Genomic DNA, 26,159 nt, shown 5'->3' with positions numbered 1-26,159 from the left:
TGCCCACACTTCACCTTCCCTTCACACAACCACATTCTGATTTCACTTGCCGGCTCTATCGTAGCGTCATTACCTACAAGGAGTCTGCGACGATGTTTAAATCGGTACTGTTTTGGAAAATAACCACCCTGCTGGGATTGATGATCCTGATGATGATCCCGGTGGGTCAGCTAATGGATGTGGTACAGGAGCGCAGCGGCTATCGCCAGAGCGTGGTGGGGCAAGTGAGCGAGAGCACCAGCCGGGCGCAGCGCATTCTTGGGCCGCTGATCGTGATCCCGTACACCTTGCGTGAAGAGAAGAAGAACGAAAAAGGCGAGGTTGAGGTACAGATCAAACGCTACCAACGCTTTGCTTTGCCGGAGTCTCTGGTGGTCAACGGCAAACCTAACGTTGAAATTCGCAAGCTGGGTATCTATCAGACTCAGGTTTACCAGGGACCATTGGATTTCCAGGTGAAATTCGCCCAACCCGATCTGGCAGATCTGCAACACAGCAGCATCACGATCGGCCAACCCTTCCTGGCAGTATCGCTGAGTGACTCCCGAGGTATCAAAAGCATTTCTGCCCTCAACGGGATTCAACAGCAGGCCAAGTTTGAGCCGGGCACCTTGATAAGTGGGCTTTCTCAGGGGATCCATGCGCCGCTGGCCTTGGCCTCGTTGCAGAAAGAAGGGCTAACAGCCGATTTTACGCTGAACCTGGCGGGGACCAGCAGCTTGTCTCTGGTGCCGGTGGGGCGCAGCTCCGAGCTGTTATTGCAAAGCAACTGGCCGCACCCGAACTTCCTCGGCAACTTCCTGCCGGACGAGCGCAAGGTGACCGATAGAGGTTTCACTGCCCGCTGGCGCAGCACCTGGTTTGCCAACAACATCAACAGCGCCTTCATGTATGACAACGGCATCATGGAAGAGGAAAAGTTACCGACCTTCACCACCAGCCTGATTGAGCCGGTCGATCATTATCAACTGACTGAACGGGCGGTGAAGTATGCGGTGCTGTTCCTGGGGCTGACGTTTATGGCGTTCTTCCTGTTCGAAACCCTGACTGGGCTGCGTGTGCACCCGATCCAATATCTGTTGGTCGGCGCGGCGCTAGTGTTGTTCTATCTGATCCTGCTGGCCTTCTCGGAGCATCTGGGGTTCGACGTGGCGTATTTGCTGGCGAGCGTGGCCTGTAGTGGACTGATTGCCTTCTACCTCAGTGCGGTGCTGCGTGGGATCAAGCGTGGCATGCTGTTTGCCGCCAGCTTGCTACTGTTGTATGGCATCCTGTATATGCTGTTGCAGTCGGAAGATAACGCGTTGGTATTAGGGTCGGTGCTGCTGTTCGGCATTCTGGCGGGCATCATGCTGCTGACACGCAAGCTGGACTGGTATCAGGTGGCCGACCCGGCTCGTTTGAAGGGCCATATCGCTGAACCAGAAACCGCTGAGACACCGGCCAGTAATGGCGAGAGCCGCTTCAGGTTGTGGAAATAAGGACTTTGTTGGGCGCGATATCGCGCCCATTTTCTTTTTACAGCAGAGGTTCCATCTCCAGCAGGATCTGTTCACACCACTGTTGCAGACGCTCTTCGCTCAAGTCGTATTGATTCACCTCATCCAGCGCCAGGCCAACAAAGTGTTTGCCGTCGGCGCTGAGCGGTTTGGGGCTGGTGAATTCAAAGCCGTCAATTGGCCAGAAACCGATAAACTGTACGCCCTGCGGGGCAAGCTGGTCGTGCAACATCCCCAGCGCATCCAGGAACCATTCGCCATAACCCAACTGATCGCCCATCCCATACATGGCGACTATCTTGCCTTTCAGGTCTAGTTCAGTCAGTTGCGGCCAAATCGCTTCCCAATCCTCTTGCAGCTCACCAAAATCCCAGGTTGGAATACCCAGGATCAGGATGGAGTAGTCTTCCATCAGCTTGGGGGAAACGTCTTTCAGGTTGTGCAGGTCAACCAGGTCTTCACCCAGAATCTCACGGATTTTTTCTGCTGCCATCTCGGTGTAGCAGGTGCTGGAGCCGTAAAACAGACCAATCTTCATGTTTAAACCATTTATAATGCCGAGTGTAGAATTGCATCGAGTATACCTTAAGGCATAATGCCTGTGGTAAAAACGCAACCAAGAGAGGACCACGTGCAACAGCAAGATAGTGCGCTGATTGAGCAATTCCTGGATGCATTGTGGCTCGAACGCAATCTGGCAGAGAATACGCTGGCCTCTTATCGGCTCGATTTGCAGGCATTGGCCGGCTGGCTGGCCCCCAACAATCGCAACCTGTTACAGGCCGAAGCGCTGGATCTACAGGCCTTTCTCGCCGAGCGGGTAGAGGGTGGATATAAAGCGACCAGCTCCGCCCGGTTGCTCAGCGCGATGCGCCGCCTGTTCCAATATCTCAACCGTGAAAAAATGCGGGCGGATGATCCCACCGCGCTATTAGCCTCGCCCAAATTACCGCAGCGGTTACCCAAGGATCTGAGCGAAGCGCAGGTGGAGGCTTTGTTACAGGCTCCCTGTGTCGATCAGCCGTTGGAGTTGCGCGACAAGGCGATGCTGGAAGTGTTGTATGCCACCGGTTTGCGCGTGTCGGAGCTGGTAGGGTTGACCATCAGCGACGTTAGCCTGCGCCAGGGGGTGGTGCGGGTGATCGGTAAAGGCAACAAAGAGCGCCTGGTACCGCTGGGGGAAGAGGCGGTGTACTGGATCGAAAATTATCTGGAACACGGCAGGCCGTGGATGCTGAACGGCCAGACGTTGGACGTGCTGTTTCCCAGCAACCGTAGCCAGCAAATGACCCGACAGACGTTCTGGCATCGGATTAAACACTATGCGATCCTAGCCGGTATCGACAGCGAACGACTGTCTCCGCATGTGCTACGCCACGCTTTCGCCACCCATTTACTGAACCATGGGGCCGATCTTCGTGTCGTACAGATGTTATTGGGGCATAGCGACCTCTCAACCACACAAATTTATACCCATGTAGCCACTGAAAGATTGAAACAGCTACATCAACAGCATCACCCGCGCGGCTGACGCGCAGGGATCGAAAGGATTGGAAGAATGAAAAAAGGTTTAATGCTGCTCTCCCTGCTGGTGGCTTCGGTTACCGGCGCGGCTCATGCTGACGATGCAGCTATTCACAAAGCGCTCGGTAGCCTGGGCATCAAGCAGGCGGACGTGCAAGACTCACCGGTTGCCGGTTTGAAAACCGTGCTGACCGAAGGCGGCACGCTGTACGTGACGGAAGATGGCAAACACGTGTTGCAAGGGCCGTTGTATGACGTCAGCGGCAGTGAGCCAATCAATGTGACTAACCAACTGTTGATGACCCGCCTAGAAGCGCTGAAAGATCAGATGATCGTCTACAAAGCGGCGCAAGAGAAACACGTGATCACCGTGTTTACCGATATCACCTGCGGCTATTGCCACAAGCTGCACGAGCAGATGAAAGATTACAACGATCTGGGGATCACCGTACGCTATCTGGCGTTCCCGCGTCAGGGGTTGGAGTCTCAGGCAGAGAAAGACATGCGTTCTATCTGGTGTAGCGCTGACCGGGCTAAAGCCTTCGATGCCGCCATGAAGGGCGACGCAGTATCTCCAGCGACCTGTAAAACCGACATCAGCCAGCATTACGCGCTGGGCGTCCAGTTCGGCATTGGCGGCACGCCAGCCATCGTGCTGAAAAATGGCACGGTCATCCCAGGTTATCAGGGGCCGAAAGAGATGGCCGCGATGTTGGATGCGCATGCAGCCTCCGCAGCCAAGAAATAAGTTACGGTGAGTATCAAAACCCAATTACGCCGCCGCGAGGCGGCAGATGCCAGCCATTTACCCGCCAGTCTGCCACCGTTGCTGCGCCGTTTATATGCGTTGCGTGGGGTGCAGGGCGAGCAGGAGCTGGAGCGCAGCGTCAAGGGCATGCTGCCTTGGCAGCAACTGAGCGGTATCGATGCCGCAGTAGAGATATTGCAGCAGGCGTTGGCCGACGGCCGCCGTATTATGGTGGTGGGTGACTTTGACGCCGATGGAGCCACCAGTACCGCGCTGACGGTGCTGGCCCTGCGCAGCATGGGCTGTCGCTCGGTCGATTACCTGGTGCCTAACCGTTTTGAAGATGGCTATGGCCTGAGCCCGGAAGTGGTAGAGCAGGTGGCGGTACGCGGTGCCGAACTGATCCTCACGGTTGATAACGGCATTTCCTCTCATGCTGGCGTGGATGTTGCGCATGGCTTGGGGATGCAGGTGCTGGTTACCGATCACCACCTGCCGGGGGAAACCCTGCCCGCAGCGGAAGCGATCGTTAACCCGAACCTGCGTGACTGCGATTTCCCTTCCAAATCCCTGGCCGGTGTGGGCGTTGCCTTCTATCTGATGCTGGCGCTGCGTGCCAAGCTGCGTGATACCGGCTGGTTCGAACAACGCGGGTTGGCCATGCCAAACCTGGCCGAACTGTTGGATCTGGTGGCGCTGGGCACGGTGGCGGACGTGGTTCCGCTGGATGCCAACAACCGTATTCTGGTGTATCAGGGGCTGAACCGTATCCGGGCTGGCAAATGTCGGCCAGGCATTCGTGCTCTGCTGGAAGTGGCTAACCGTGATGCACGGCAATTGGCCGCCAGCGATCTTGGCTTTGCCCTTGGGCCACGGCTGAACGCGGCAGGGCGGTTGGACGATATGTCGATCGGTGTTGCCATGTTGTTGAGCGATGACATTGCCCAGGCACGTATGCTGGCCAACGATCTCGATGCCCTCAATCAGACCCGGCGTGAGATTGAGCAGGGTATGCAGGTGGAAGCGTTGGAGCTGTGCGATCGGCTGGAACGTACTACCACCGAACTGCCTTATGGGTTGGCGATGTACCACCCAGAGTGGCATCAGGGCGTGGTGGGCATTCTGGCTTCGCGTATCAAAGAGCGTTTTCATCGCCCGGTGATCGCTTTTGCCCCGGCGGGTGATGGCATCCTGAAAGGCTCTGGCCGTTCGGTGGCCGGCTTGCACATGCGTGATGCGCTCGAACGGCTCGATACCCTGAACCCAGGGCTGATGATGAAGTTCGGCGGCCACGCCATGGCGGCGGGTCTGTCGCTGGAAGAGGCCAAGTTTGACGAGTTCCGCCAACGCTTTGGCGATCTGGTGGGCGAATGGCTCGATCCGGCGATGCTGGAAGGGGTGATCTGGTCTGACGGCGAGCTGATGATGCAAGAGCTGACCCTGACCACCGCAGAACTGCTGCGTGAGGGCGGGCCGTGGGGGCAGGCGTTTCCTGAACCCACCTTTGACGGCAAGTTCCGCATCCTGCAACAGCGGTTGGTGGGTGAAAAACATCTGAAGCTGATGATCGAGCCGCTCGGCGGCGGCCCGCTGTTGGACGGTATCGCCTTCAACGTCGACACCACGCAGTGGCCGGACAGCAGCATCAAGGAAGTCGAATTGGCGTACAAGCTGGACGTCAACGAGTTCCGTGGTAATCGTAACGTGCAGTTGCTGATCCAACACCTCTGGCCGCGTTAATCCACCAGCCCCTCACCCTAGCCCTCTCCCATAGGGAGAGGGGACTTAACGTGCTACAAATTGACATCTGCGCCTACCTGCGGCCTCGGACTCGCCCCCTCTCCCTATCACTGTACCTAGGGCGTCCCTGGACGCTATATCGGGAGAGGGCTGGGGGTGAGGGGCGACGGATACCTTAACTGACAAGCATTACTCCCTGTGTGAGGGTTGAGGGGAAAGCATTAACCTGCGGCCCCCTAATCACTCATCCCCACAAAAACTAACCAACTCGCTATAAACTGGCCGCTGGATCCGCTAGAATTACCGGTTCCAATGGCATTTCGCCATCGACGACATCAACGTAAGAACGCAAAAAATCATGTTTGAAATTAATCCGGTAAAAAACCGCATTCAGGATCTGTCCGAGCGGACGGCCGTTCTCAGGGGGTATCTTTGACTATGATGCCAAGAAAGAACGCTTAGAAGAAGTCAACGCCGAGCTGGAACAGCCGGACGTTTGGAACGAACCTGAACGTGCACAGGCACTAGGCAAAGAGCGCTCGGCGCTGGAAGCCATTGTCGAAACCATCGATCAACTGGAACAGGGCTGTGAAGACGTCACCGGCCTGCTGGAACTGGCAGTCGAGGCGGAAGACGAAGACACCTTTAATGAGACAGTGGTTGAGCTCGATCAACTGAGCGCCAAGCTGGAGCAGCTAGAATTCCGTCGTATGTTCTCTGGTGAATACGACAGCGCGGACTGCTACCTGGATATCCAGGCCGGCTCCGGCGGCACCGAAGCACAGGACTGGGCCAGCATGCTGCTGCGCATGTACCTGCGTTGGGCGGAATCCAAAGGCTTTAAGACTGAAGTGATTGAAGAGTCCGACGGCGACGTCGCGGGCCTGAAATCGGCCACCATCAAGATTATCGGCGATTACGCGTTTGGCTGGTTACGTACTGAAACCGGCGTGCATCGCCTGGTACGCAAGAGCCCATTCGACTCCGGCGGTCGCCGCCATACCTCTTTCAGCTCGGTATTTATCTATCCGGAAGTGGATGACGATATCGATATCGACATCAACCCGGCGGATCTGCGCATTGACGTTTACCGCGCCTCCGGTGCCGGTGGTCAGCACGTCAACAAAACCGAGTCGGCGGTGCGTATTACCCACTTGCCAACCAACATTGTGGTGCAGTGCCAGAACGATCGCTCTCAGCATAAGAACAAGGATCAGGCATTCAAACAGCTGCGCGCCAAGCTGTATGAATACGAGATGCAAAAGAAAAATGCTGACAAGCAAATGCTGGAAGACAACAAGTCCGATATCGGCTGGGGCAGCCAGATCCGTTCTTACGTGCTGGACGATTCCCGCATCAAGGATTTGCGCACCAACGTAGAAACGCGTAACACGCAGGCCGTACTGGATGGCGACCTGGATAAATTCATTGAGGCAAGTTTGAAAGCCGGGTTATGAGGAACAGAAATGTCTGAGCAACAAGCACAAGGCGCCGAACAGGCGTTGGATCTCAACAACGAGCTGCAGTCACGCCGTGAAAAACTGGCCGCGCTGCGCGAGAACGGCATTGCGTTCCCGAACGACTTCCGTCGCGATACCACTTCCGACCAGCTGCATGCCGAATACGGCAGCAAAGAAAACGAAGAACTGGAATCACTGGGTATCGAAGTGACCGTGGCTGGCCGTATGATGACCCGCCGTATCATGGGTAAAGCTTCCTTCGTGACGCTGCAGGACATGGGCGGTCGTATTCAGCTCTACGTAGCGCGCGACGATCTGCCTGAAGGCCTTTACAACGAGCAGTTCAAGAAGTGGGACCTGGGCGATATCCTCGGCGCACGCGGTAAGCTGTTCAGAACCAAGACCGGCGAGCTGTCTATTCACTGCACCGAACTGCGTCTGCTGACCAAAGCACTGCGTCCGTTGCCAGACAAGTTCCACGGCCTGGCCGATCAGGAAACCCGTTATCGCCAGCGTTATCTGGATCTGATCGCCAACGAAGAATCGCGCAACACCTTCAAGATCCGTTCTCAGGTGATGGCAGCGATCCGTAACTTCATGGTGGGCAGAGGCTTTATGGAAGTCGAAACCCCGATGATGCAGGTGATCCCTGGTGGTGCGTCTGCTCGTCCGTTCGTTACGCACCACAACGCGCTGGACATCGACATGTACCTGCGTATCGCGCCAGAGCTGTATCTGAAGCGTTTGGTGGTGGGTGGCTTCGAGCGCGTGTTCGAAATCAACCGTAACTTCCGTAACGAAGGCGTTTCCCCACGTCATAACCCAGAGTTCACCATGATGGAACTCTATATGGCGTATGCGGATTATAAAGACCTGATCGAACTGACCGAGTCGCTGTTCCGTACGCTGGCGCAGGACGTGCTGGGCGATGCCAAGGTGCCTTATGGCGATGAAGTGTTCGACTTCGGCAAGCCGTTTGAAAAGCTGACCATGCGTGAAGCGATCAAGAAATACCGCCCGGAAACCAACCTCGACGATCTGAACGAGATGGCTAGCGCGGTAGCGATTGCCGAATCCATCGGCATCAAGGTTGAGAAGAGCTGGGGCCTGGGCCGTGTGGTTACCGAGATCTTCGAAGAGACTGCGGAAAGCCATCTGATCCAGCCAACCTTCATTACCGAATACCCGGCAGAGGTTTCTCCGCTGGCACGTCGTAACGATGAGAACCCGGAAATCACCGACCGTTTCGAATTCTTCATCGGCGGGCGTGAAATCGGTAACGGCTTCTCGGAGCTGAATGACGCAGAAGACCAGGCGCAGCGCTTTGCCGATCAGGTTAACGCGAAAGATGCCGGTGATGACGAAGCGATGTTCTACGACGAAGACTACGTCACCGCGCTGGAGCACGGCCTGCCGCCAACGGCTGGCCTGGGCATCGGTATCGACCGTATGGTGATGTTGTTGACCAACAGCCACACCATCCGTGACGTGATCCTGTTCCCGGCCATGCGCCCGAGCAAGTAACGTTCTGCGGTAAGTGATTAAACCGGTGCGGGTGACTGTGCCGGTTTTTTTTCGCCTGAAGCGAGTCGGTTGTTGCTAACCGCTTAAAACATCGGCAGTTACGCGTTATCTTCGCTTGCCCGGCGCGCATAACCGGTTATAATGCCAATCGCACACCTAAGCGGGTGTAGTTCAATGGTAGAACGGCAGCTTCCCAAGCTGCATACGAGGGTTCGATTCCCTTCACCCGCTCCAATAACTTCCTACGTTCTCTCAAGTTCTTCCAAATTTATCTAAGTTACCCTTTCTGTAATAGCCCGTTACCTTACCGACTCTAGTCATCGAGTTTTATCTGTTTCCTGTTTAGCCATCTGTTTTTGATGAGCCTCAACCAGTACTCGGTAGAGATGACCCACGCTAACATCGCGAATGACGTGTCTAGATGTGCCCCGTAGCAGGTAATTAACCAAAACCGATGACATCAGGCAGAGTGGGGCTCAATTAGTTTCCCCCTTGGCACGCAGGGATTTATTATTGTTATCAACGGCATTACGAACGCTGTTTTGGTCGGTATCAAAAATATCGTCAATAAACCACTGCCCATTTTCAGCCACCAAATTAAACCCGGTGGTGATAGTGCTACTGTCATCGCTAAAAGCGCGAAAGGTGACTGTGGCATGAGCTTTTTGATTATCGTTGGCGAGAACCGCTATCTTCGTCACTACCAGGTTCTGGTAATCCTGACACTGGCAGATCGGATCGGCACCAAGAAATCCCATATCGCCAGGTAAAGTTAACGCCTGATCCTCGTCCAATACCGCGATGAATGCCTGTGAGGCAATCCGCTGCGGGCCGTGTCCACCTAAGTGTGGGGTTGAGAGATCATCATTGCGATAGGTGTCGTAGATCCGTTGTAAAAAAACACTCGGATTTTCAACGGCCAACGTGGGCTGCGAGAATGCAGCAAACGAAAGGAGAGAAAAGCAAAACAAAGCCAAAACACGCATAGTTATCATCCCTTAATAGGTCTATATCCCTTAAACCAACCGATGCGGCGCTAGCCGAAGGGTTACCTTAGCGCTTTTATCTCTATCTGAATACTTCTTCAGCTCGGTAATACGCCCACTAACCGGATCGTGCTTGCCGTGCATCAGCACCACGGTTGAGAGTGTGCGATGAGGTTCTAGATTGCGATCGGATTTTTTTGTTCATCGCTGGAAACGGGCCGGGTGGAAAATTTATTATGCCCTCTATCGGATGGTGGTTGCGGTTCAAAACCTGTGAGTCGAGCATCCACTTACCATTCAATAGTGTAAATTATTAGAGGGCTATAAGTTGTTAGGCTGGTTGCTGAGTTTATTCATTTAGCCAAAATTCAATCTGTTGGCCATGTCGTTACCACCCATCCTGCCGCTATCATTGTGCATGCTGTAGCTTGGCTAATGATAGCGGCGATAATATAGAACATCTTGGCGGTAAGGCGTTACCGGTCATTTATAGATTGAACTCGTAATTCAGAATTAAGCGATGTCCTCGTCTTGCATAATTGCGCTGCGTCCGCCATCCATCACTATTGTGGTGCCCGCAATAAAACCCGCTTGATCGCTGGAGAGGAACAGACAAAGCTCGCCGACCTCTTCCGGGCGGCCTATGCGGCCAACAGGATGTTTTCTGATGGTTCTTTCACGTGCGAGGCGTGCATCCGGGTGCGAATCAAACCAGGCCTGATTGCCATCGGTATCAATAAAGCCGGGGGCAATGCCCACGGTACGAATTTCCGGCCCCCACTCAATGGTCAGGCTTTGCACCAACGACAGCAGGGCGCGTTTGCTGATGTTGTATGGCGCACAACCCGGCATGGTCGAGAACGCATGGTTGGAGGTGATCACCAGGATCGTGCCTTTACTTTTTTGCAGGGCAGGGCGAGCGCACTTCGCCAGGTACCAGTGGGAACGCAGGTTCAGATCGAAGTTATGCTCCCAATCGCTCTCTTCACAATCAATGCCTTTAAATACGTTTTTCCCAGCGTTGGACACCACCACATCGATGCGCCCAAACAGCGTTTCGGCATCCGTCACGAACTGTTTGATTTGCTCGGTTTGGGTCACGTCGACGGAGAAATAGAAAAAGCGATCGGGAAAGTCGGCCAGCATTTTTCTGGCTTGGCGCGCGCGCTCCAACGTAGAGAAGGCGCAGCCAATAACTATATCGCCATTGTTAAGATAGGTGTGCGCAATCGCATGGCCAATGCCCTGGCTGGTCCCGGTGATAATAACAACGCGAGCAGGTTTTAAACTCGTCATGGTAAGCCTCTTGCGGGCTGCGACTGCATCACAGCCCGGCAGTTAGAGTTGGAAGTCGGCGATAAAGGTGTCGATCAGCTTGTTGTCTTCGGCGGTCAACGCCCAGCCGGGGTGGCGGCAGTAATCGCTGGCGATGATATTGCGCCGCTGTAAAATGGTTTTTTCCACCTGAATAATGTATTCGCAATGGCCCATCCAGCGTTGGATATAGGGCAACAACGTCAGGTGCAGCGCCTCGGCCAACGCTTGCTCACCGCGCTGCCAGTGGCGATAGATCCGCACGTAGATTTCGCTAAATGAGCAGCCTGGCATGACTCCTTTCCCCCCCGCGGCCAGCATTTGCAGCATATACAGCCCGGCATAGCCATTCAGCACGCAGGCCTGTGGGGCATGGGCCAGGAATTCACGGGTGTATTCAACCGGCGGATTGCATTCGATTTTAAATACCGCATGCGGGTAGCGGGTTGCCACGGCGGCCAGTTGCTCCGGCGAAATTGACAGACCGGTCTCGCCGGGGGCGTACTGAACCATCACCGGAATATCCACGGCCTCCAGCACCGCGAAGATATGCTCCTGGATCGCCTGTGGCGAAGGTTGCAGGAAGAAGGGCGGCAGCAACATCAGTGCATCCACCCCCAGCGAGGCGTAGAAGCGTGCACGTTTCACCGCCACTTCGGTGCTGTGATCGGTGACCGACATAGCACGATACAGCGGGCTGCCAGCCAGCGTACTGACGAACAACTGCGCTAAACGATCGCGTTCCCGATCGTCAAGCTTTGGGAACTCGCTGGCGATGCCAAACAGCGTAGCTCCCTGCACCTGGGTGGTGGCAAGATGTTCCAGCAAGCGGACGAAACTGCCTTCATCAAGCTCGCCGCTGGAGGTAAACGGCATGGCCACGATGGGATTGACCCCGCAGATGTCCAGTGCGGCATAATGCTTGTTCATTGCTCGTCCTCCCGGTCTGCCAACACGGCGCCCTGTGCTGCCGGTAGCGCCCAACGGCGGTAAAGACGCAGGAAACCACGCGGGACTTCTTTATTCACCGGCTGCCATGTTGCGCGCCTGGCGGCCAGGATGTCTTCGCTGACGTGCAATGTCAGCGTACGGGTTGGGATATCAATGGAGATTTCGTCACCGTCTTCTACCAGCGCAAGTTCACCGCCATCCACCGCTTCCGGGGAAATGTGCCCGACGAACAGCCCGCGGTTGGAGCCGGAGAAGCGGCCATCGGTGATCAGCGCACAGCTATCAGACAGGCCCATACCTTCCAGCGACTTCATTGGCTTGTACATTTCAGGCATGCCGGGGCCGCCTTTCGGGCCTTCGTAACGTAATACCAGCACGCTACCGGGCTGGATACTGGCTGACATAATCGCGTCAACCGATTCCTGTTCGCTGTTAAACACCACCGCCGGGCCACGGAATACCATCAGGTTTTCTGGCACCGCAGCAGGTTTTACCACGCAGCCAAGTGGGGAAAGGTTACCGTGCAGTACAGCTACACCTGCCTCGTTACGCACTGGGATAGCCAAAGTATGGATCACTTCTGGGCGGCAGCTTGGCTTCACTTGTGCAATCAGTTCACCTTTGGTTTTGCCGGTAACGGTTAACGCATCCAGATCCATCAGCTTACGGATTTCGTACTCGACGGCCGGCACCCCGCCCGCTTCCCAGAAATCGATCATGTCATGTTCAGAAGCCGGGTAGAGGGCGGCAACCAGCGGCACATGGTGGCTTAACTCGTCAAAGGTGGAGAGCGGTAAATGCCCTAGCTCGGCTTCGTAGTGAATGGCCTGCAGGTGCAAAATGGCGTTGGTTGAACCGCCGGTGGCCAGCAGGTAGACAATCGCGTTACGTATCGACTCAGCAGTAATAATCTGGCGGGCGTTGACGCCGTCATAAACCAGCCTTACCGCCTGGCGGCCCGTTTCTACCGCACATTCACGGCGGGCTTTGGAGACGGCTGGCAGAGTGCTGCTGCCCGGTAAGCTCATTCCCAACACTTCGCCGATACAGCACATGGTATTGGCCGTGCCGTACATGGTGCAGGAACCCGGCCCCGGTTCGGCGATGTTTTCGATATGCGCGAACTCTTCTTCGCTGATCTCACCGCGCATTTTCCAGCCGATAGCCTCGGTAACGATATTGCCGTCCCAGTGCTTACCTTTATATTCTGCCGGATACATAGGCCCGCCGTTGACCATGATCGCCGGAATATCCAGCCGGGCCGCGGCCATCAGCATGGCTGGCACGATCTTGTCACAGGATCCCAACAGCACCATGCCATCGAAGCGATGAGCGCGCATCATGACCTCAATCGAGGCGGTGATCACTTCACGGGCGGCAAGAATATAGCGCATGCCAAGGTGCCCTTCGGCGATGCCATCGCAAGGGGCGATAGTGCCAAAGACCATGCCGATACCGCCAGCCTCCTCAATGCCTTCAAGCACCTTGGCCGTCAGTTCGTTCAGATTGGCGTGACCTGCCGTGGCGTTGGTGTAGCTGTTTACTACGGCAATGACCGGGCGGCGTAATTGCTCGTCGGTATGCCCCATGGATTTATACAACGCACGTTTCAGCGCGCCATTGTCCCCTTCGAGGATCGGGTTGAAATGCGTGCCACAGCTGGCACATCCTCCACATGCACTCATAGTTTCAATCTCTTTGTGACGTTAGCGACGAGGTGCCGCGTTAATGTTATGGGCAGTGCTGGAAGGCGTACTGCTCTGTTCAGGTAACACGAGAGTTTTTCTTGGATTCGCCAGCCGGGCAGGCAGGGCCAGGATCAGTGGGGCACAAAGCAGCAGGAAGCCCGCCAGGATATACAAGCCGGTATCGGTACGCCCGGTGGTATCCTTCAGCCAGCCGAGAACCGTGGGGCCAAAGAAGCCGGCAAGGTTACCGATCGAGTTGACGAAGGCGATCCCTGCGGCGGCGGCAGTGCCAGACAGCAACGCGCCAGGCAGGCTGATATAGGTTGGGATCAGTGCCAAGGTGCCGGACATCGCCACGCAGATCCACGTCATCATCCAGAAGGTGGAACCGCTGCAATAAGCGCTGAGAGCCAGCCCCACGCAGCCGATCATCGCCGGGATGGCGATATGCCAGCGGCGTTCCTGTTTCAGGTCGGAGTGGCGGCTGTTCCACACCATAAAGCAGGCACCAAAAATATAAGGTACGGCAGCCAGCAGCCCGATATGGAGGTCATCACTCACCCCAGAGCTTTTGATAATCGAAGGCAGCCAGAAGTTGATGCCGTAGTAGCCGATATTGAAGCTAAAGAACACCAGCGCCAGCAGCCAGACATAGCCGTTCGACAGCATACCTTTCAGGCTGCTATCCACTTTGCCCTGGTTGGCCAGCTCACGGTTGGCGGCATCCTTGGCCAGATCGTTGACGATCAGCTGTTTTTCACCATCGCTCAACCATTTGGCCGATTTTACATCGTTATCCAGATAGCGCAGCACCACGAAAGCCAGCAAGAATGACGGGACAGCCTCCACCAGGAACAGCCACTGCCAGTTATGCAGGCCATCGACGTTTTCGAAAAACTTGAGGATCGCACCGGAAAGCGGGCTACCGATAATGGTCGATAACGGCGTGACCAGAATAAACAGCCCCAGGGTGCGGGCCGAACGCCACGATGGGAACCAAAGCGTGAGATAAAATACGATACCCGGGAAGAAACCGGCTTCCGCCACGCCGAGTAAAAAACGCACGGTATAAAACTGGGTTGGCGTGGTGACAAACATCATCCCGGCGGAAAGCACCGCCCAGGTCACCATGATGCGGGCGATCCAGAAACGGGGACCGAAACGTTGCATCAGCAGGTTACTGGGCATCTCAAACAGAAAGTAGCCAATGAAGAAAATACCGGCTCCCAGGCCATAAACCGTATCGCTGAAGTTCAGCGCATCCTGCATATGCAGCTTGGCGAACCCGACGTTGACGCGGTCAAGATAGGCGAAGAAATAACACAAAATCAGAAACGGGATCAGCCGCCGAGTGACCTTGCTATACACCCGCGATTCTGCGGTGGGTTCCTGTGTTTTTTTCACTACTGGTGTATTCATTTTTATCTCCAGCAATCGGGTTTCTAAGCAGTAAGATGTGGGTTTGGTTGTTATTTTTTATTCTGCGGCGGCGGTTTGCCCTACCGGGCTGTTTTGTGGTTGGCCGATATCACGCAACGGCTTGCCACGCATCAGGTTGTTCTCGATATGTTCCAGCGAAATGTTTTTAGTCTCAGGGACGAACAGCAGAGTCAGCACGATACAAATCACGTTCAACACGCCGTACAGCCAAAACGTGTTATGGCTGCCGATGGTGTCGATGAGCGTCAGGAAGGTTGCGCCAATGATCATGTTGGCAATCCAGTTCGCCATGGTGGAGCAGGTGACGCCAAAATCACGGCCCGCGAGCGGTTGGATCTCGGAACACAGCACCCAAATCAACGGGCCAGCGCTCATGGCAAAGCCGGTAATAAACACCAGCAGCACGATCACGGCGGTGTATTGTTCCGTTGGATTGGCAATGCCGCTGTAGAACATGTAGCCAAGCATGCCCATGCAGATGGCCATGACGGAAAAGCCCAGCTTCAGGATCGGTTTACGCCCCCAGCGATCGACCAGGCCGATGGCGATAAAGGTGGCCAGCACGTTGGTTAGCCCGGCAATCACCGTGCCCCACATTTGCTCTTTAGTGGTGGAGAACCCGGCAATTTCGAAGATTTTAGGCGCGTAATACATGATCACCGTCATGCCGGTAAACTGCTGCATGAACTGGAGCAACACACCCAGGTAGGTCGAACGGCGAAAATCAGAGCTATGACGGAATAGCTGCCAGCCACGCTGCTTCATCTTCAAACTGTCACGGATCTGATTCAGTTCATCGGTGGCTTCTTTATCTGAGTTACGCAACAGTTGGAGGACTTTGGCTGCCAGTTCGTGACGATCTTTCATCGCCAGCCAGCGCGGGCTTTCCGGCAGCGTCAGTACCCCGATAAACAGCACCAGCGCCGGGAAGGTGATCACGCCAAGCATCCAGCGCCAGTGGCCGCCCGCACTCAGCGCGGTATCGGACAGGAAGGCGGCCAGAATGCCGATGGTGATCATCAATTGATACAGCGAAATCATGCTGCCGCGGATCCGCTCCGGAGCAATCTCAGACAGATAAAGTGGCGCAGTAAAGGAAGCAACCCCCACGGCCAGCCCTAATATAAAGCGGGAAACCGCGAGGATTTCCGTGCTGTGGGCAAGCGCACAGCCAACGGAACCGATCACAAACAGCACGGCTCCCAGCAACAGGCATTTTTTGCGGCCGAGCGATGAGGACATCGGGCCGCTACACAGGGCACCCAGTGCGGCACCAAACATCATGATGCTGACGACAATCTCTTGCTGATGGCTAGTTAAACCAAATTCATTGGCAATAAAAGGCAGGGCACCGGCGATGACTCCCATATCAAGACCAAACAGCAGTCCTGCGAGGGCTGCCAGAAAGCAAACGAGGATCGTTTGCGGGTTGGTCTTGGTAGGGCTAGATGCGTTGTCCATAATAACACCTTGATATTTATAATATTCTAAAGGTTAAACAACCCGGCTGGCTGACCAGTAAGTGTTGTCGCCATAGTAAGTAGTGCTCCATCCATCGCCGTTGGCCGCAACAGCCCGTCTCGAGCGGAGGTGATATACAGGTCGGAAAGTGTTGGGCCACCGAAGGTGCAACTGCTGGGTTGAACCACTGGTAAGGGCAGTTGCCCCAGTTCTGTCATCTGCATGCCGGATAGCTGATAGCGCACCAGTCGTGACTGGCCCCAGCGTGCATTGATTAACTGCCCGCAAACGCTGAGTGCGGAACCATCCGGCAGGCCGTCGACGCCATGTTCAATTAACTCACGGAGGTTTGCAGTGAACTTACCCGTGCAGTAAAAACGCTGCCGTAGTGAATCCGCGAACCACACATTTCCTGCATGCCAGTGCAAGGTATTGGGGACGAGTTGCCCCTTGAGTAAGGACTGTGGCGCTACGTCGCCTGCGGCAAAGCGGAACCAACCGCCGATAGCCTGTTCAGCCGTGGGATGCATGGTGCTGAACCATACGGATCCGTCTGGCGCAATGGCGGCTTCATTGGGCCGCGTACCACTGGCCTCGTCCGGATAAGCGCAAAGCCGGGCGGTAAACCGTCGGCGTGCATAGTCATACAGCTCAATGCCGTTGTGGCTGACGACCAGAAAGGTCTCTTGCTGGCTGGTCAGCAGTACCGCGCTGGTGAAAGGCGGCATGCTATGCACTTCGATGCGGGCGTCCTGCTCAGGCCAGTAGCGCAGCAACCGTTGCTGCAAAATATCTACCCACAGCAGCGACTGGCTGCGGGCACACCACACCGGTGTTTCACCCAGCTGTGCCCGATATTGCCCAATGGCTTTGAGGTTGCTGCTGAAGGTGTTGTTCATCTGATTATTCCGCGCATTCACGCCAGGCTAACTGATAGGCTTTTGCCCGTGCCCGCAGCGTTTCCATACTCATGCCCGCCTGATACAAACCGCCGCCCAGACCAAATCCGTTAGCTCCGGCCTGGATATAGCTGCGCATTTGCACTGCATCAGGCCGAATACCGCCGACCGGCAAGCAGGCGACATCGAGCGGTACCACGGCGCGGAAGGCTTTGGTGATTTCCGGCGTGACATGTTCGGCCGGGAACAGCTTCAACGCGCTGGCACCGCTATCAATGGCGCTGAACGCTTCGCTCGGGGTCATCACGCCGGGCATGCTGATTAAACCCAGTTGGCTGGCGCGAACAATCACGGCTGGATTGCAGTTTGGGGCGATAATCAATTGCCCGCCGCATTCGGCGACCTGTTCCACCTGTGCAGGCTGCAACACGGTTCCTGCACCCACGTAGCCACGTTCGCCAACGACATCGCGCATCAGGCGAATCGACTCCAGCGGTGAGGGGCTATTTAGCGGTACTTCCAGATAACGAAAACCGCACTCCAGCAGGACTTCGGCGGCAGACACGGCTTGATCCGGCGTGATCCCTCGCAAGATGGCGACGAGTGGCAAAGGTTCCTGCCGCCACTGGGCAATAAACTGTGTCGAGTTCATAGTGGTATTCCTTAAAGCTGGCTGAAGAGGTGGCTGAGGCCATGAATAAAGCAGTCATCGCCATTGGCGATAAGCAGATCCCGCCCCATTTGATTGGCTGCCAGTTGATAGCGTGTGGTCAGCGAATTCGAACCGACAATCCAGGCTTGCAGCCCTGGTGATAACGCCAGGAGTTCGTAGCCAATCAACAAGCCGGAGAGATAGCTGTGGATCTCGGCTGCAGCTATCTCCCCGGCCAGGCGGCGGGTGCGCGCAGAGAAGATCAGGTGAGAGAACGGGGCTCCTCGCTGTGCGGTGGCAACGCCGAGTAAAAATGCGCCTTCGCTTTCGATCTGTTGTGGTAAAGCTCTGCCCAGAATGGAGTGCTGGCTTAGTAGCGAGAACAGTTCACCGGTCATAAAGGTTGAGAAGCTGGCGATCTGGCCGTGCTTCATCAGCACGTGCTTGCTGTGCGTGCCAGGTAGCAGAACGGTTTGCTCATCGGCAGGGTGCAATGCAGCCAGGCCCAGTAACTGAACTTCCTCACCGCGCATCACATCAGGCTGTAGATACTGGCTCATGCCGTTGACGCCGGGGATAATCCACGCCGGGCTGCCCCAGGGAGTGGTAAATGACAGCGTGCGTGACAGTAAATCTTCCGCCTCGCAGGGGAGCGGGGCATAGGCAACGTCATGCCAGCCTTGCTGTGAACCGACCATGCCAGCCATCACTATCGGCAGGGCCCCATGGTGCTCAAGCCACGGTTGCAGCAGGTGGTGAAGCGTGGTGGCAAACTGCCCATCCTCGACGGACAGCAGCCCGCAGGCTTGGTTAATGTGCTCGAGCTGTTCCCCTTCCTGCATCAGAAAAGCACGGAAGTTGGTGGTGCCCCAGTCTATGGCGATCCAATGTTTGCTCATATCAAGTAATACAACCAATGCAATCTTGTAATACAAGAATGCTAGAGCAAAAAGCAGGCGTTAACTGTGAGCCAGATCGAAATTAACTAAGCTGAGGTTTAAATGATGTGATTGAGCAGTTCGGGATTATCCTGCCAGATACGCTTTCTGGCGGCGTTGAGCAGGATGACACGCATTTGCTGGCGGGCGCTATCTACCCGTTTGAGGCGAATGGCCTCATACAGATCGAAGTGTTCGTCAACGGCAGCTTTGGTTTGGCGCACGTCTTTTTCCAGCGTTTGGTTAAAAGAAAGTACCATCGCGGCAGAAAGGGCGTTACCCAGTGCAATCAGGAAGGGGTTATGCGTCGCGCGTAATAGCGCCTGATGAAAGGCCAGATCGCCTTCTTCAAACAGCGATCGCTCGGCCTGTAGCTGCCCGTTACGCATCAGATTGAGCGCATCTTCCATGGCTGCCAGGTCATGCCCGTTGGCGTTGATCGCCGCCAGTGTCGCCATATTGGGTTCGAATATCAGGCGTGTCACCATCAACTGTTCGACCAATTTGGGGTCGACCTCGCCTTCTGCCAGCCAACCAAGCACGTCGACATCCAGCAGGCTCCATTGATCGCGATGATTGACCGTACTGCGCTTTTTGGCCTGAATCGAAATCAGCCCTTTGGCCGCCAGCACCTGCAGCGCGTTGCGCACCGAGGTTCTTGACACTTCATACTCGACGGCCAGTTCATTTTCCCCAGGTAAAGAAAGCCCCGGCTTAAGATCGCCATGCATGATACGGCGAGCCAGATGCTGGGTGACGGATTCGGAAATTGTAGACTGGGGAAGTTTCATTGCTGTCTCATTACACGCGGCCGAACTATGGCTACATAGTACGCTAAGGTCTTGGTATAGAGCTAATTATGTCACGCTTCCTGTTCGAGGTAACGTGCCAGGATGATAATAACGATGGGGCTGAAAATAATGCAAGGCCCTGCATGGGGGCAGGGCCTCAGTAGCTTAAAGCACAGTACCAGGAAGACGCTCTATTCTCGCCCCAGCCCGGCGAGCGGTTGCAGGCAGAATATTGGCTTTAGTCACATAGCCATCGGGATCCAGGCAGCGGTTAAGCTTACGTGCCTCCTCAAGGATAGTTTCATCCCAGTAAAGGCGTTTGCGTTGATCCCCCTGAGTGGTCAGCGTGGCCTCCATATCTCCGTCCAACGCCCGATAGCTGCGCCAGCAACCGGCTGGAACCGAAATCACCGAGCGCTCGGGGGCCACAATGGTCACTTCCTCTCCCTGCTGGTTATAAGTCACTGCCAGCGTCCCCTTAAAGACCATCAGCACCTGCACGCTTTCACAAAGATGACGCCCCACTTTGCGCGAATCGGCTAAACGTAGCCATTCCACCGAGAAGCCATGAGGGTTAACAATCGGTGGCGCGGCGTTGCGATCCTGCGAGATACCAAAGCCAATCACCGGTGCCATTTCACCGCCGTGCCCTGGCAGAACGGCATCCAGCAAGGCATCAGATGACCATTGGCGTTGTTCGCCAGTCACCGCCCTTCGCGCCATCTCCTCGATGGAGTAATCACGTAATTCCCGGATGCTGTCTTCGTCTAATGGCGGCAACAGATCGGCGGCCGCGGGCTGCGGATCTCCTGCGTTGACATCAATCAGCATGTTGTCCCGGCTCAGGTACAGCCCGTACTCTTTAGCCGCGTCCAGGATAGAAGGATGCCAGATGATCCCGCCGGTGCTGTCACCCCCCAACACCGTGTACACCATGCCGCAGGTATCTTCGGGGCTGACGTTGGTGAAGCCACGGAAGATCCAGGTGGGGATCGACAGTATTGCCGGAGCGCTGAATTCGGCCTGATGTTCACCGTTGGCTCCCCAGCGAAAACGCCAGGTGCCTTCGTGGATCAGGAACACCTCGGCGGTGAAGTGTAAATGCAGGTTATTGGTCACCCCTTTTGGCATGGCCGCCGCGCCGATGTTAAACCCGTGGGCTTCGGGGATATTCACCACCTGAGAGGCAGACTGCGTCACGCCCGGCCCAATAAAAGAGTAGTTTTGTTTGAGGTGGGAACCCGGCAACTTGCAGTCGATAAAGGCCACGCTGCACGACACCATATCTTGTGGACGCACCAGGCGGCATTCGGCTTCTTGCTGGTTCAACGTTACTGTTTTCATGTTGATGACTCCTGTTAATAACCCGATGCACCGCTGGTGGGCGCAGGTTTGCTATGGGTGGCGGCAATGGCCTCACGGGCGGCACGGCCTAGCTGCATGACGTCATTGGCGGGCGTCACCAACTGGAATCCCTGTGCCAGACGGGCAGCGGCGGCCTCACCGGAGGTACAGAAAATCCCGGCCACTTTGCCGTGTGCGCGGCTGCGGGCCAGCACCAATTCGATAGCCGCCAGCATGTCAGGGTGTTGAGATTCGGCGCTGGCGCTGCCGGTTAACGTCAACGAGAGGTCGTTCGGGCCGATAAACACGCCGTCCAGCCCTGCGGTGTCCAGAATGGCGTCAAGGTTGGCCAGCCCCTCACGGGTTTCAATCATCGCCAGCGTCAGAATTTCGCTATTGGCGTACTGCGGGTAATCCTTACCGCCATACAGCAGTGCCCGCGCAGGGCCAAATGAACGGGTACCTAATGGGGGATAGCGGCAGGCGGAGACAAACTGCCGCGCCTGCTCGGCGCTGGAGATCATCGGGCAAATGATGCCCCAGGCCCCTGCATCCAGCAGCCGCATGATCTGCGCCGGATCGTTGCAGGCCACCCTGGCGAGTGGGACGGCAGGCGTGGAGGAGAGGGCTTGCAGCATGGATAACGCGTTGGAAAAGTCGATCATACCGTGTTGCATATCGACAGTGACGGCGTCGTATCCTTGATGCCCGGCAATTTCGGCGCTGTAACCCGACGGGATAGCCAGCCAACCGTTGACGACGGGGAGTTGCTGACGAAATGCCTCTTTGAGGCGGTTCATTCTCATAAAAGCTCCAATATCCAGTGGCGAAGAGCAGCGGCGGTAAACTCCGGTGCTTCAAGGGGAAGAAAGTGCCCGCAGTTGGGCTGGGTGTGCCAGTGGGCCGCCGGTGCGGCTGTGGCAATGGCCTGATGATGCTGTGCGGTACAAATCACATCCTGAGCACCGTTGAGGATCAGCACCGGGTGTGAAAAGTTGGCCAGGGCAGCCCGATGGTCGCGGCGCGTAATGGCGATCTCCGTTTGTTGAGCAAACGTGGCGAGGCCGCACTCCTGCGCCATCTGCACGATGGTGCCATGCAGGTTGGCGTCGTCTAGGCGCTCAGCAGCTACATAATGCGGCCAGAGCGTCGCGGTTAACCAGGAGGCTAATCCTTGCTGTGCGGCGTCTGCCACCGCCGCACGCCGGGGGACGGCAGACTCTGGCGGGGCAGTGAAAGGGTTGGCCGAAATCAGTGCCAGCCCTGCCAGCCGTTGAGGGGCATCTGCCAATATCTGTAAAGCCACGATCGCGCCCAGTGAAAACCCCACCAGGCAAAAACGCGCAGGCAGCATGGCCAATAAGCGTTGCGACTGTGCCTCGGCAGAATCCGATCCCGTCAACGTCACGCAGATGACCGTGCTGACATTGATGTGATTGATCACCGGCTGCCATAGCCGCGCAGTACACAGCGTGCCGCCGAGCAGCACCAGTGGCAGCGCCGTAGTATCCAACAGGCTTGATCCTTTCATGTGGCGGTCCAGCCTCCATCCACCATGAGCGACGATCCGGTGATCAACGCGGCGGCGGGGGAGGCCAGAAACACCACCGGCCCCATGATGTCCTCTAGGGTTCCCAACCGTTGCAGCTTGATGTTTTCCATCACGTAGCGTTTGAACGCAGGATCGGCAAGCGATGCCCGCGAAAGCTCGGTTGCTATAAAGGTGGGACAGAGGGTGTTGACTCTGATCCCCGCCTCTCCCAACTCCAGCGCCATGGTTTTGGTGAGCCCTTCCAGCGCGAACTTTGAGGCGCAGTAGACGCTGCGATTAGGGCCGCCAACGTGGCCCATCTGCGACGAGATGTGGATGATGGAACCGCCCACGCCCTTTGCCAGCATGGAACGGGCGATATGCTGGCTGATAAAGAAGGTGGCACGCAGATTAAGCGCCATCACCGCGTCGTAATTCTCCTCGCTGACCTCGGTAAAAGGCTGGTGGCGTGCCAGGCCCGCGCTGTTGACTAAAATGCTAAAGCTTGGCAACTCAGCCAGCACCGTAGCTACCGCCTGACTATCCGTAATGTCCAGAACGACGGGGTGCAGTTGGATGTTTTGCTCGGCGGCGAGCGTGACGGCCAGTTGCAGCTGTTGCTCGTCGCGAGCGGCAATCCAGACTTCGGCTCCGGCTGCGGCAAGGGCAACGGCTGCCGCAAAACCGATGCCGCGTGAGCCGCCGGTTACCAGCGCCCGCTGGTTGTCGACCCTAAAGCTGGGTGTATGGGGAACCGTCATCATGTTCAGGCCCTGTCGTTATCCGTAACCGCCACCGGGCTGGCGTAGGGCACGTCGCGCTGGCCGTAGCGCCGCACGCGAATGTTTGCCTGCTCCGCATGGCCGGAGAAACCTTCCAACAACGACAGGCGTGAACAATAGCCGCCGATCTCAGAGGAGGCTTCGTCGCTGAGCACTTTCTGCCAGGTACAGGTTTTCATGAATTTACCTACCCACAACCCGCCGGTATAACGTGCCGCTTTCTGCGTTGGCAGGGTATGGTTGGTGCCGATCACTTTGTCGCCATAGGCCACGTTGGTTCTTGGCCCCAGGAACAGCGCGCCGTAGTTGGTCATATTGCTCAGGAACCAGTCGTCACGGGAGGTCATCACCTGGACATGCTCGGAGGCAATGCGGTCGGCTTCCTGCAACATCTCTTCGTAGCTGTCGCAGACGATCACTTCGCCGTAGTCATGCCAGGCCTGACGAGCTATCTCTGCGGTTGGCAGTTGCGTGAGCAGCCGCTCGACCTCTTGCAGGGTCGCCTTGGCGAGCGCCATGGAATTGGTCAGCAAAATGGCAGGTGTGGTCACGCCGTGCTCTGCCTGGCCGAGCAGATCGGTGGCGCAGATTTCCGCATCTACCGTCTCATCGGCGATCACCAGCGTTTCGGTGGGGCCGGCGAACAGATCGATCCCGACACGGCCAAACAGCTGACGTTTGGCCTCCGCCACGAAGGCATTGCCGGGACCGACCAGCATATCGACCGGACTGATAGAGCCGGTACCCAGCGCCATGGCTCCAATCGCCTGAATGCCGCCTAAGGCATAAATTTCATCGGCTCCGGCCATCGCCTGGGCGGCGACAATGGCTGGAGCCGGTTGGCCATGGAAAGGAGGGGCGCAGCTGACGATACGCGAACATCCCGCAACTTTGGCAGTGATGATGGACATGTGCGCCGAGGCGAGCAGCGGGTATTTGCCCCCTGGCACGTAACAACCCACCGCATTAATCGGGATATTTTTATGGCCGAGAATAATGCCGGGGCGCGTTTCCACTTCCAGATCCAACAGACATTTCTTTTGTTGGCTGGCAAAGTTGAATACCTGCTCCTGAGCAAACTCAATATCTTTGATATCTTGGCGAGTTAATTGCTTGAGACAGGCATTGATTTCATTTTGCGAAAGTCGATAATCGCTGCGATCGTAGTGATCAAACTTGTTGGATAATTCACGGATCGCCAGATCGCCACGTAATTCAATATCAGCGAGGATGTTTTCCACCGTGATACTGACTTGTTTATTATTTTGCTGGCGCTCGGACAGCGACTTACCGGTTTTTAAATAATGAGCCATAACTCTTTTCCTTTATTCTGCGCAGGCAATACCCGGCCGAAAACGGCATCAGGTGCGAGGTGGTAAATTTATAGCGGTTGGTTGTTACTAATGAATCAGTCCTGTAGCGCGGTCAGCGATGAAACCTCATCTTTATTCTTTGCCAATTTTGATTGACGTTGATATACGCTGCGCGCCGCTAAAGGCGTTAACAGGGCAGCCACAAACGACAGGGCACCGATCAGCAAATAACCCGATGACAGATTGATATGCTGGAGCATGACGCCCATCACCACCGGCCCGGCAAACATGCCGCAGGAGTAGATGGTCTGAAACAATCCCATACGGGTAGACTGTTCTTCTTCCACCGTGTTAACCACGCTCAGTGACATAAAGACGGCGAATGCCATGCCGAAGGAGAAACCGGCCAGCGCCTGCAAGAAATAGATCAGGTTGATATTGCTGGTAAAGGGAATACCGACGCTGGAAAGCACCTGCAGCATAATGCCAATAAAAGCGGTTTTGACTAACCCCAGCCGTTTGTAGAACACCGAACTGCACATCGCAACCGCCAAGGCGTAGCTCAGCAGATGAATATTGCTCAGTAGGGTCAGGATACCGGCCTTGGCCCCGAGCTGCTGAGCGTAGATTGGCGTCAAGGTATCGCGTGTGGCAAACGGCACCAGCACCACAATGGTGGCGAGCACGCCAATCAACCAGACCGAAGGATCAACCAGCTGGCGGCGTGCACTGGTAATGCAGGCTTTCAGGGTCGGCGCCTTGGCCGGATCGTGTATGTCCTTGATTCGGGTCGTCAGGATCAAGGCCAGTATGGCCGAAACGCAGGAAACGAAATAGCCAATGCTTGGCGTAAAGTAGTGGATCAGAATGCCGCCGATGCAGTTCCCCAGAAACACCCCAAGTGGGCCAGCCAACGCCAGCAGCGCCACTGCGGCCGGAGCATCCTTGCGATCGAAATAACGAATAAACAGGATGTTATAGAGCACCCAGGTGGCGGCGGTAAAGCCGTCGGCAGCCTTTGCCAGATACAGCGTTAGCGCACTAGGCTCAATGTAGGCGATCGGCCAGGCGATAATCGGTAGCAACAATGCCCCTTGAATGAATATTTTGCGGCTTTTGACCACGTCGGAAATGATGCCCAGCGGGAAGCGGATACATAAGGTGGCCAGCCCGCTGGCCCCCATGATCATGCCCACAATCTGCGGCTCCATCCCCTGGTTAATCATCATCGGCGCGAGAAAGGCATCGATGCTGTGGATACAGATAAAAAACAGCACGCTGATAGAAAAAAACAAACGGAGCTCAGGACGACTGAAAAGTGCACGAAACATGGTGGTGAACCTCTTTATTATTAGTGGTTTATAACCAATCAAGTACGGCATTAACGGGTTTTGTCCAATCAGTTTGACGCGGTGTCCCCGGTAAAATTGACGGCCTTCGGTGTGCTTGCATACGTATTCAAAGAATGAAGTTACGAAAAGATTTCGCGTTTGTAAATGGTGTTAATGAAAAATTAAAAAATACTACAACACTGCTTGCATACGCATGCAAAAATGCGCTATGTATTAAAAACA

General features: G+C 55.8%; 23 protein-coding genes and 1 tRNA gene. 7 read left to right on the top strand and 17 right to left on the bottom strand.

From position 1 onward, the window contains the following. Positions 1 to 92: 92 nt before the first annotated feature. Positions 93 to 1,481 (top strand): cell envelope integrity protein CreD, encoded by a 1,389-nt coding sequence (gene creD / locus ACRDCA_RS21120; RefSeq protein WP_438691287.1) that lies wholly within the window; start codon positions 93 to 95, stop codon positions 1,479 to 1,481. Between the two features lie 37 nt (positions 1,482 to 1,518). Here creD and fldB read toward each other — a convergent pair whose 3' ends face one another. Beyond that, complete coding sequence (gene fldB, locus ACRDCA_RS21115; RefSeq protein ID WP_021179810.1) at positions 1,519 to 2,037, bottom strand: flavodoxin FldB; 519 nt, start codon at positions 2,035 to 2,037, stop codon at positions 1,519 to 1,521. Between the two features lie 93 nt (positions 2,038 to 2,130). Between fldB and xerD the strand changes: the two genes are divergently transcribed. The 6 genes from xerD to ACRDCA_RS21085 all read left to right on the top strand — a co-directional run bounded on the left by xerD (position 2,131) and on the right by ACRDCA_RS21085 (position 8,729). Then, on the top strand, positions 2,131 to 3,030 hold the full coding sequence (gene xerD, locus ACRDCA_RS21110) for a site-specific tyrosine recombinase XerD (RefSeq protein WP_438691286.1): 900 nt from the start codon (positions 2,131 to 2,133) through the stop codon (positions 3,028 to 3,030). 27 nt (positions 3,031 to 3,057) lie between these two features. Continuing rightward, positions 3,058 to 3,771 carry a bifunctional protein-disulfide isomerase/oxidoreductase DsbC gene (gene dsbC / locus ACRDCA_RS21105; protein ID WP_438691285.1) on the top strand — a complete coding sequence of 238 codons (714 nt, stop codon included), beginning with the start codon at positions 3,058 to 3,060 and terminating at the stop codon, positions 3,769 to 3,771. Positions 3,772 to 3,777: 6 nt separating this feature from the next. Beyond that, a complete protein-coding gene (gene recJ, locus ACRDCA_RS21100) occupies positions 3,778 to 5,511 on the top strand; it encodes a single-stranded-DNA-specific exonuclease RecJ (protein ID WP_438691284.1) in 1,734 nt (577 codons plus the stop codon). Between the two features lie 358 nt (positions 5,512 to 5,869). Beyond that, a protein-coding gene (prfB, locus tag ACRDCA_RS21095) for a peptide chain release factor 2 (protein ID WP_438691283.1) occupies positions 5,870 to 6,968 on the top strand; the annotation gives its coding sequence in 2 pieces (ribosomal slippage) (positions 5,870 to 5,944 and positions 5,946 to 6,968; 1,098 coding nt in all). A 9-nt stretch (positions 6,969 to 6,977) separates the two neighbouring features. Next, positions 6,978 to 8,495, top strand: a complete 1,518-nt coding sequence (gene lysS, locus ACRDCA_RS21090; RefSeq protein WP_438691282.1) for a lysine--tRNA ligase — start codon at positions 6,978 to 6,980, stop codon at positions 8,493 to 8,495. A gap of 160 nt (positions 8,496 to 8,655) precedes the next feature. Further along, positions 8,656 to 8,729 (top strand) — tRNA-Gly (locus tag ACRDCA_RS21085). A 242-nt stretch (positions 8,730 to 8,971) separates the two neighbouring features. Here ACRDCA_RS21085 and ACRDCA_RS21080 read toward each other — a convergent pair. The 16 genes from ACRDCA_RS21080 to ACRDCA_RS21005 all read right to left on the bottom strand — a co-directional run bounded on the left by ACRDCA_RS21080 (position 8,972) and on the right by ACRDCA_RS21005 (position 25,880). Then, entirely contained in the window at positions 8,972 to 9,481 is a 510-nt protein-coding gene (locus ACRDCA_RS21080) for a DUF3828 domain-containing protein (RefSeq protein ID WP_438691281.1), read from the bottom strand. 513 nt (positions 9,482 to 9,994) lie between these two features. After that, complete coding sequence (locus ACRDCA_RS21075) at positions 9,995 to 10,777, bottom strand: SDR family NAD(P)-dependent oxidoreductase (RefSeq protein ID WP_438691280.1); 783 nt, start codon at positions 10,775 to 10,777, stop codon at positions 9,995 to 9,997. Positions 10,778 to 10,819: 42 nt separating this feature from the next. Beyond that, a complete protein-coding gene (locus ACRDCA_RS21070) occupies positions 10,820 to 11,725 on the bottom strand; it encodes a dihydrodipicolinate synthase family protein (RefSeq protein ID WP_438691279.1) in 906 nt (301 codons plus the stop codon). Then, positions 11,722 to 13,431: a dihydroxy-acid dehydratase gene (gene ilvD, locus ACRDCA_RS21065; protein WP_438691278.1), complete on the bottom strand. Its 1,710-nt coding sequence runs from the start codon at positions 13,429 to 13,431 to the stop codon at positions 11,722 to 11,724. The genes ACRDCA_RS21070 and ilvD overlap by 4 nt, the downstream gene beginning before the upstream one ends. 21 nt (positions 13,432 to 13,452) lie before the next feature. After that, entirely contained in the window at positions 13,453 to 14,853 is a 1,401-nt protein-coding gene (locus ACRDCA_RS21060; protein ID WP_438691277.1) for an MFS transporter, read from the bottom strand. Positions 14,854 to 14,910: 57 nt separating this feature from the next. Further along, positions 14,911 to 16,335, bottom strand: coding sequence for a sugar porter family MFS transporter (locus tag ACRDCA_RS21055; protein ID WP_438691276.1), 1,425 nt, complete (start codon positions 16,333 to 16,335; stop codon positions 14,911 to 14,913). A 26-nt stretch (positions 16,336 to 16,361) separates the two neighbouring features. Beyond that, positions 16,362 to 17,234, bottom strand: coding sequence for an SMP-30/gluconolactonase/LRE family protein (locus ACRDCA_RS21050; protein ID WP_438691275.1), 873 nt, complete (start codon positions 17,232 to 17,234; stop codon positions 16,362 to 16,364). A gap of 4 nt (positions 17,235 to 17,238) precedes the next feature. After that, a complete protein-coding gene (locus tag ACRDCA_RS21045; RefSeq protein WP_438691274.1) occupies positions 17,239 to 17,886 on the bottom strand; it encodes a 2-dehydro-3-deoxy-6-phosphogalactonate aldolase in 648 nt (215 codons plus the stop codon). An 11-nt stretch (positions 17,887 to 17,897) separates the two neighbouring features. Next, positions 17,898 to 18,785 (bottom strand): 2-dehydro-3-deoxygalactonokinase, encoded by an 888-nt coding sequence (locus ACRDCA_RS21040; RefSeq protein ID WP_438691273.1) that lies wholly within the window; start codon positions 18,783 to 18,785, stop codon positions 17,898 to 17,900. A 98-nt stretch (positions 18,786 to 18,883) separates the two neighbouring features. Next, positions 18,884 to 19,615, bottom strand: coding sequence for a FadR/GntR family transcriptional regulator (locus ACRDCA_RS21035; protein ID WP_438691272.1), 732 nt, complete (start codon positions 19,613 to 19,615; stop codon positions 18,884 to 18,886). A 165-nt stretch (positions 19,616 to 19,780) separates the two neighbouring features. Then, positions 19,781 to 20,959, bottom strand: a complete 1,179-nt coding sequence (locus ACRDCA_RS21030; RefSeq protein WP_438691271.1) for a cupin — start codon at positions 20,957 to 20,959, stop codon at positions 19,781 to 19,783. Between the two features lie 14 nt (positions 20,960 to 20,973). Continuing rightward, on the bottom strand, positions 20,974 to 21,765 hold the full coding sequence (locus tag ACRDCA_RS21025) for an HpcH/HpaI aldolase family protein (protein ID WP_438691270.1): 792 nt from the start codon (positions 21,763 to 21,765) through the stop codon (positions 20,974 to 20,976). Beyond that, a complete protein-coding gene (locus ACRDCA_RS21020; protein WP_438691269.1) occupies positions 21,762 to 22,490 on the bottom strand; it encodes an alpha/beta fold hydrolase in 729 nt (242 codons plus the stop codon). The genes ACRDCA_RS21025 and ACRDCA_RS21020 overlap by 4 nt, the downstream gene beginning before the upstream one ends. After that, a complete protein-coding gene (locus ACRDCA_RS21015; protein WP_438691268.1) occupies positions 22,487 to 23,251 on the bottom strand; it encodes an SDR family NAD(P)-dependent oxidoreductase in 765 nt (254 codons plus the stop codon). Before ACRDCA_RS21015 ends, ACRDCA_RS21020 begins: the two co-directional genes overlap by 4 nt. A 5-nt stretch (positions 23,252 to 23,256) precedes the next feature. Beyond that, positions 23,257 to 24,585 (bottom strand): histidinol dehydrogenase, encoded by a 1,329-nt coding sequence (gene hisD, locus ACRDCA_RS21010; protein ID WP_438691267.1) that lies wholly within the window; start codon positions 24,583 to 24,585, stop codon positions 23,257 to 23,259. Between the two features lie 95 nt (positions 24,586 to 24,680). Continuing rightward, positions 24,681 to 25,880, bottom strand: a complete 1,200-nt coding sequence (locus ACRDCA_RS21005) for an MFS transporter (RefSeq protein ID WP_438691266.1) — start codon at positions 25,878 to 25,880, stop codon at positions 24,681 to 24,683. Positions 25,881 to 26,159 lie beyond the last annotated feature (279 nt).

Origin of the sequence: Serratia sp. (in: enterobacteria), from assembly GCF_051654945.1 — a bacterium.
Classification (GTDB): Bacteria; Pseudomonadota; Gammaproteobacteria; order Enterobacterales; family Enterobacteriaceae; genus Chania.
The sequence above is the reverse complement of the archived record's forward strand: the minus strand, read 5'-3'. Positions and strand labels throughout refer to the sequence as shown.

Bases quoted from the DNA above. Each gene is read 5' to 3' on its own strand.
- creD (WP_438691287.1), top strand. From the start codon at position 93: ATGTTTAAATCGGTACTGTTTTGGAAAATAACCACCCTGCTGGGATTG.
- fldB (WP_021179810.1), bottom strand. From the start codon at position 2,037: ATGAAGATTGGTCTGTTTTACGGCTCCAGCACCTGCTACACCGAGATG.
- dsbC (WP_438691285.1), top strand. From the start codon at position 3,058: ATGAAAAAAGGTTTAATGCTGCTCTCCCTGCTGGTGGCTTCGGTTACC.
- lysS (WP_438691282.1), top strand. From the start codon at position 6,978: ATGTCTGAGCAACAAGCACAAGGCGCCGAACAGGCGTTGGATCTCAAC.
- ACRDCA_RS21080 (WP_438691281.1), bottom strand. From the start codon at position 9,481: ATGCGTGTTTTGGCTTTGTTTTGCTTTTCTCTCCTTTCGTTTGCTGCA.
- ACRDCA_RS21075 (WP_438691280.1), bottom strand. From the start codon at position 10,777: ATGACGAGTTTAAAACCTGCTCGCGTTGTTATTATCACCGGGACCAGC.
- ACRDCA_RS21070 (WP_438691279.1), bottom strand. From the start codon at position 11,725: ATGAACAAGCATTATGCCGCACTGGACATCTGCGGGGTCAATCCCATC.
- ilvD (WP_438691278.1), bottom strand. From the start codon at position 13,431: ATGAGTGCATGTGGAGGATGTGCCAGCTGTGGCACGCATTTCAACCCG.
- ACRDCA_RS21060 (WP_438691277.1), bottom strand. From the start codon at position 14,853: ATGAATACACCAGTAGTGAAAAAAACACAGGAACCCACCGCAGAATCG.
- ACRDCA_RS21055 (WP_438691276.1), bottom strand. From the start codon at position 16,335: ATGGACAACGCATCTAGCCCTACCAAGACCAACCCGCAAACGATCCTC.
- ACRDCA_RS21050 (WP_438691275.1), bottom strand. From the start codon at position 17,234: ATGAACAACACCTTCAGCAGCAACCTCAAAGCCATTGGGCAATATCGG.
- ACRDCA_RS21045 (WP_438691274.1), bottom strand. From the start codon at position 17,886: ATGAACTCGACACAGTTTATTGCCCAGTGGCGGCAGGAACCTTTGCCA.
- ACRDCA_RS21040 (WP_438691273.1), bottom strand. From the start codon at position 18,785: ATGAGCAAACATTGGATCGCCATAGACTGGGGCACCACCAACTTCCGT.
- ACRDCA_RS21035 (WP_438691272.1), bottom strand. From the start codon at position 19,615: ATGAAACTTCCCCAGTCTACAATTTCCGAATCCGTCACCCAGCATCTG.
- ACRDCA_RS21030 (WP_438691271.1), bottom strand. From the start codon at position 20,959: ATGAAAACAGTAACGTTGAACCAGCAAGAAGCCGAATGCCGCCTGGTG.
- ACRDCA_RS21025 (WP_438691270.1), bottom strand. From the start codon at position 21,765: ATGAGAATGAACCGCCTCAAAGAGGCATTTCGTCAGCAACTCCCCGTC.
- ACRDCA_RS21020 (WP_438691269.1), bottom strand. From the start codon at position 22,490: ATGAAAGGATCAAGCCTGTTGGATACTACGGCGCTGCCACTGGTGCTG.
- ACRDCA_RS21015 (WP_438691268.1), bottom strand. From the start codon at position 23,251: ATGACGGTTCCCCATACACCCAGCTTTAGGGTCGACAACCAGCGGGCG.
- hisD (WP_438691267.1), bottom strand. From the start codon at position 24,585: ATGGCTCATTATTTAAAAACCGGTAAGTCGCTGTCCGAGCGCCAGCAA.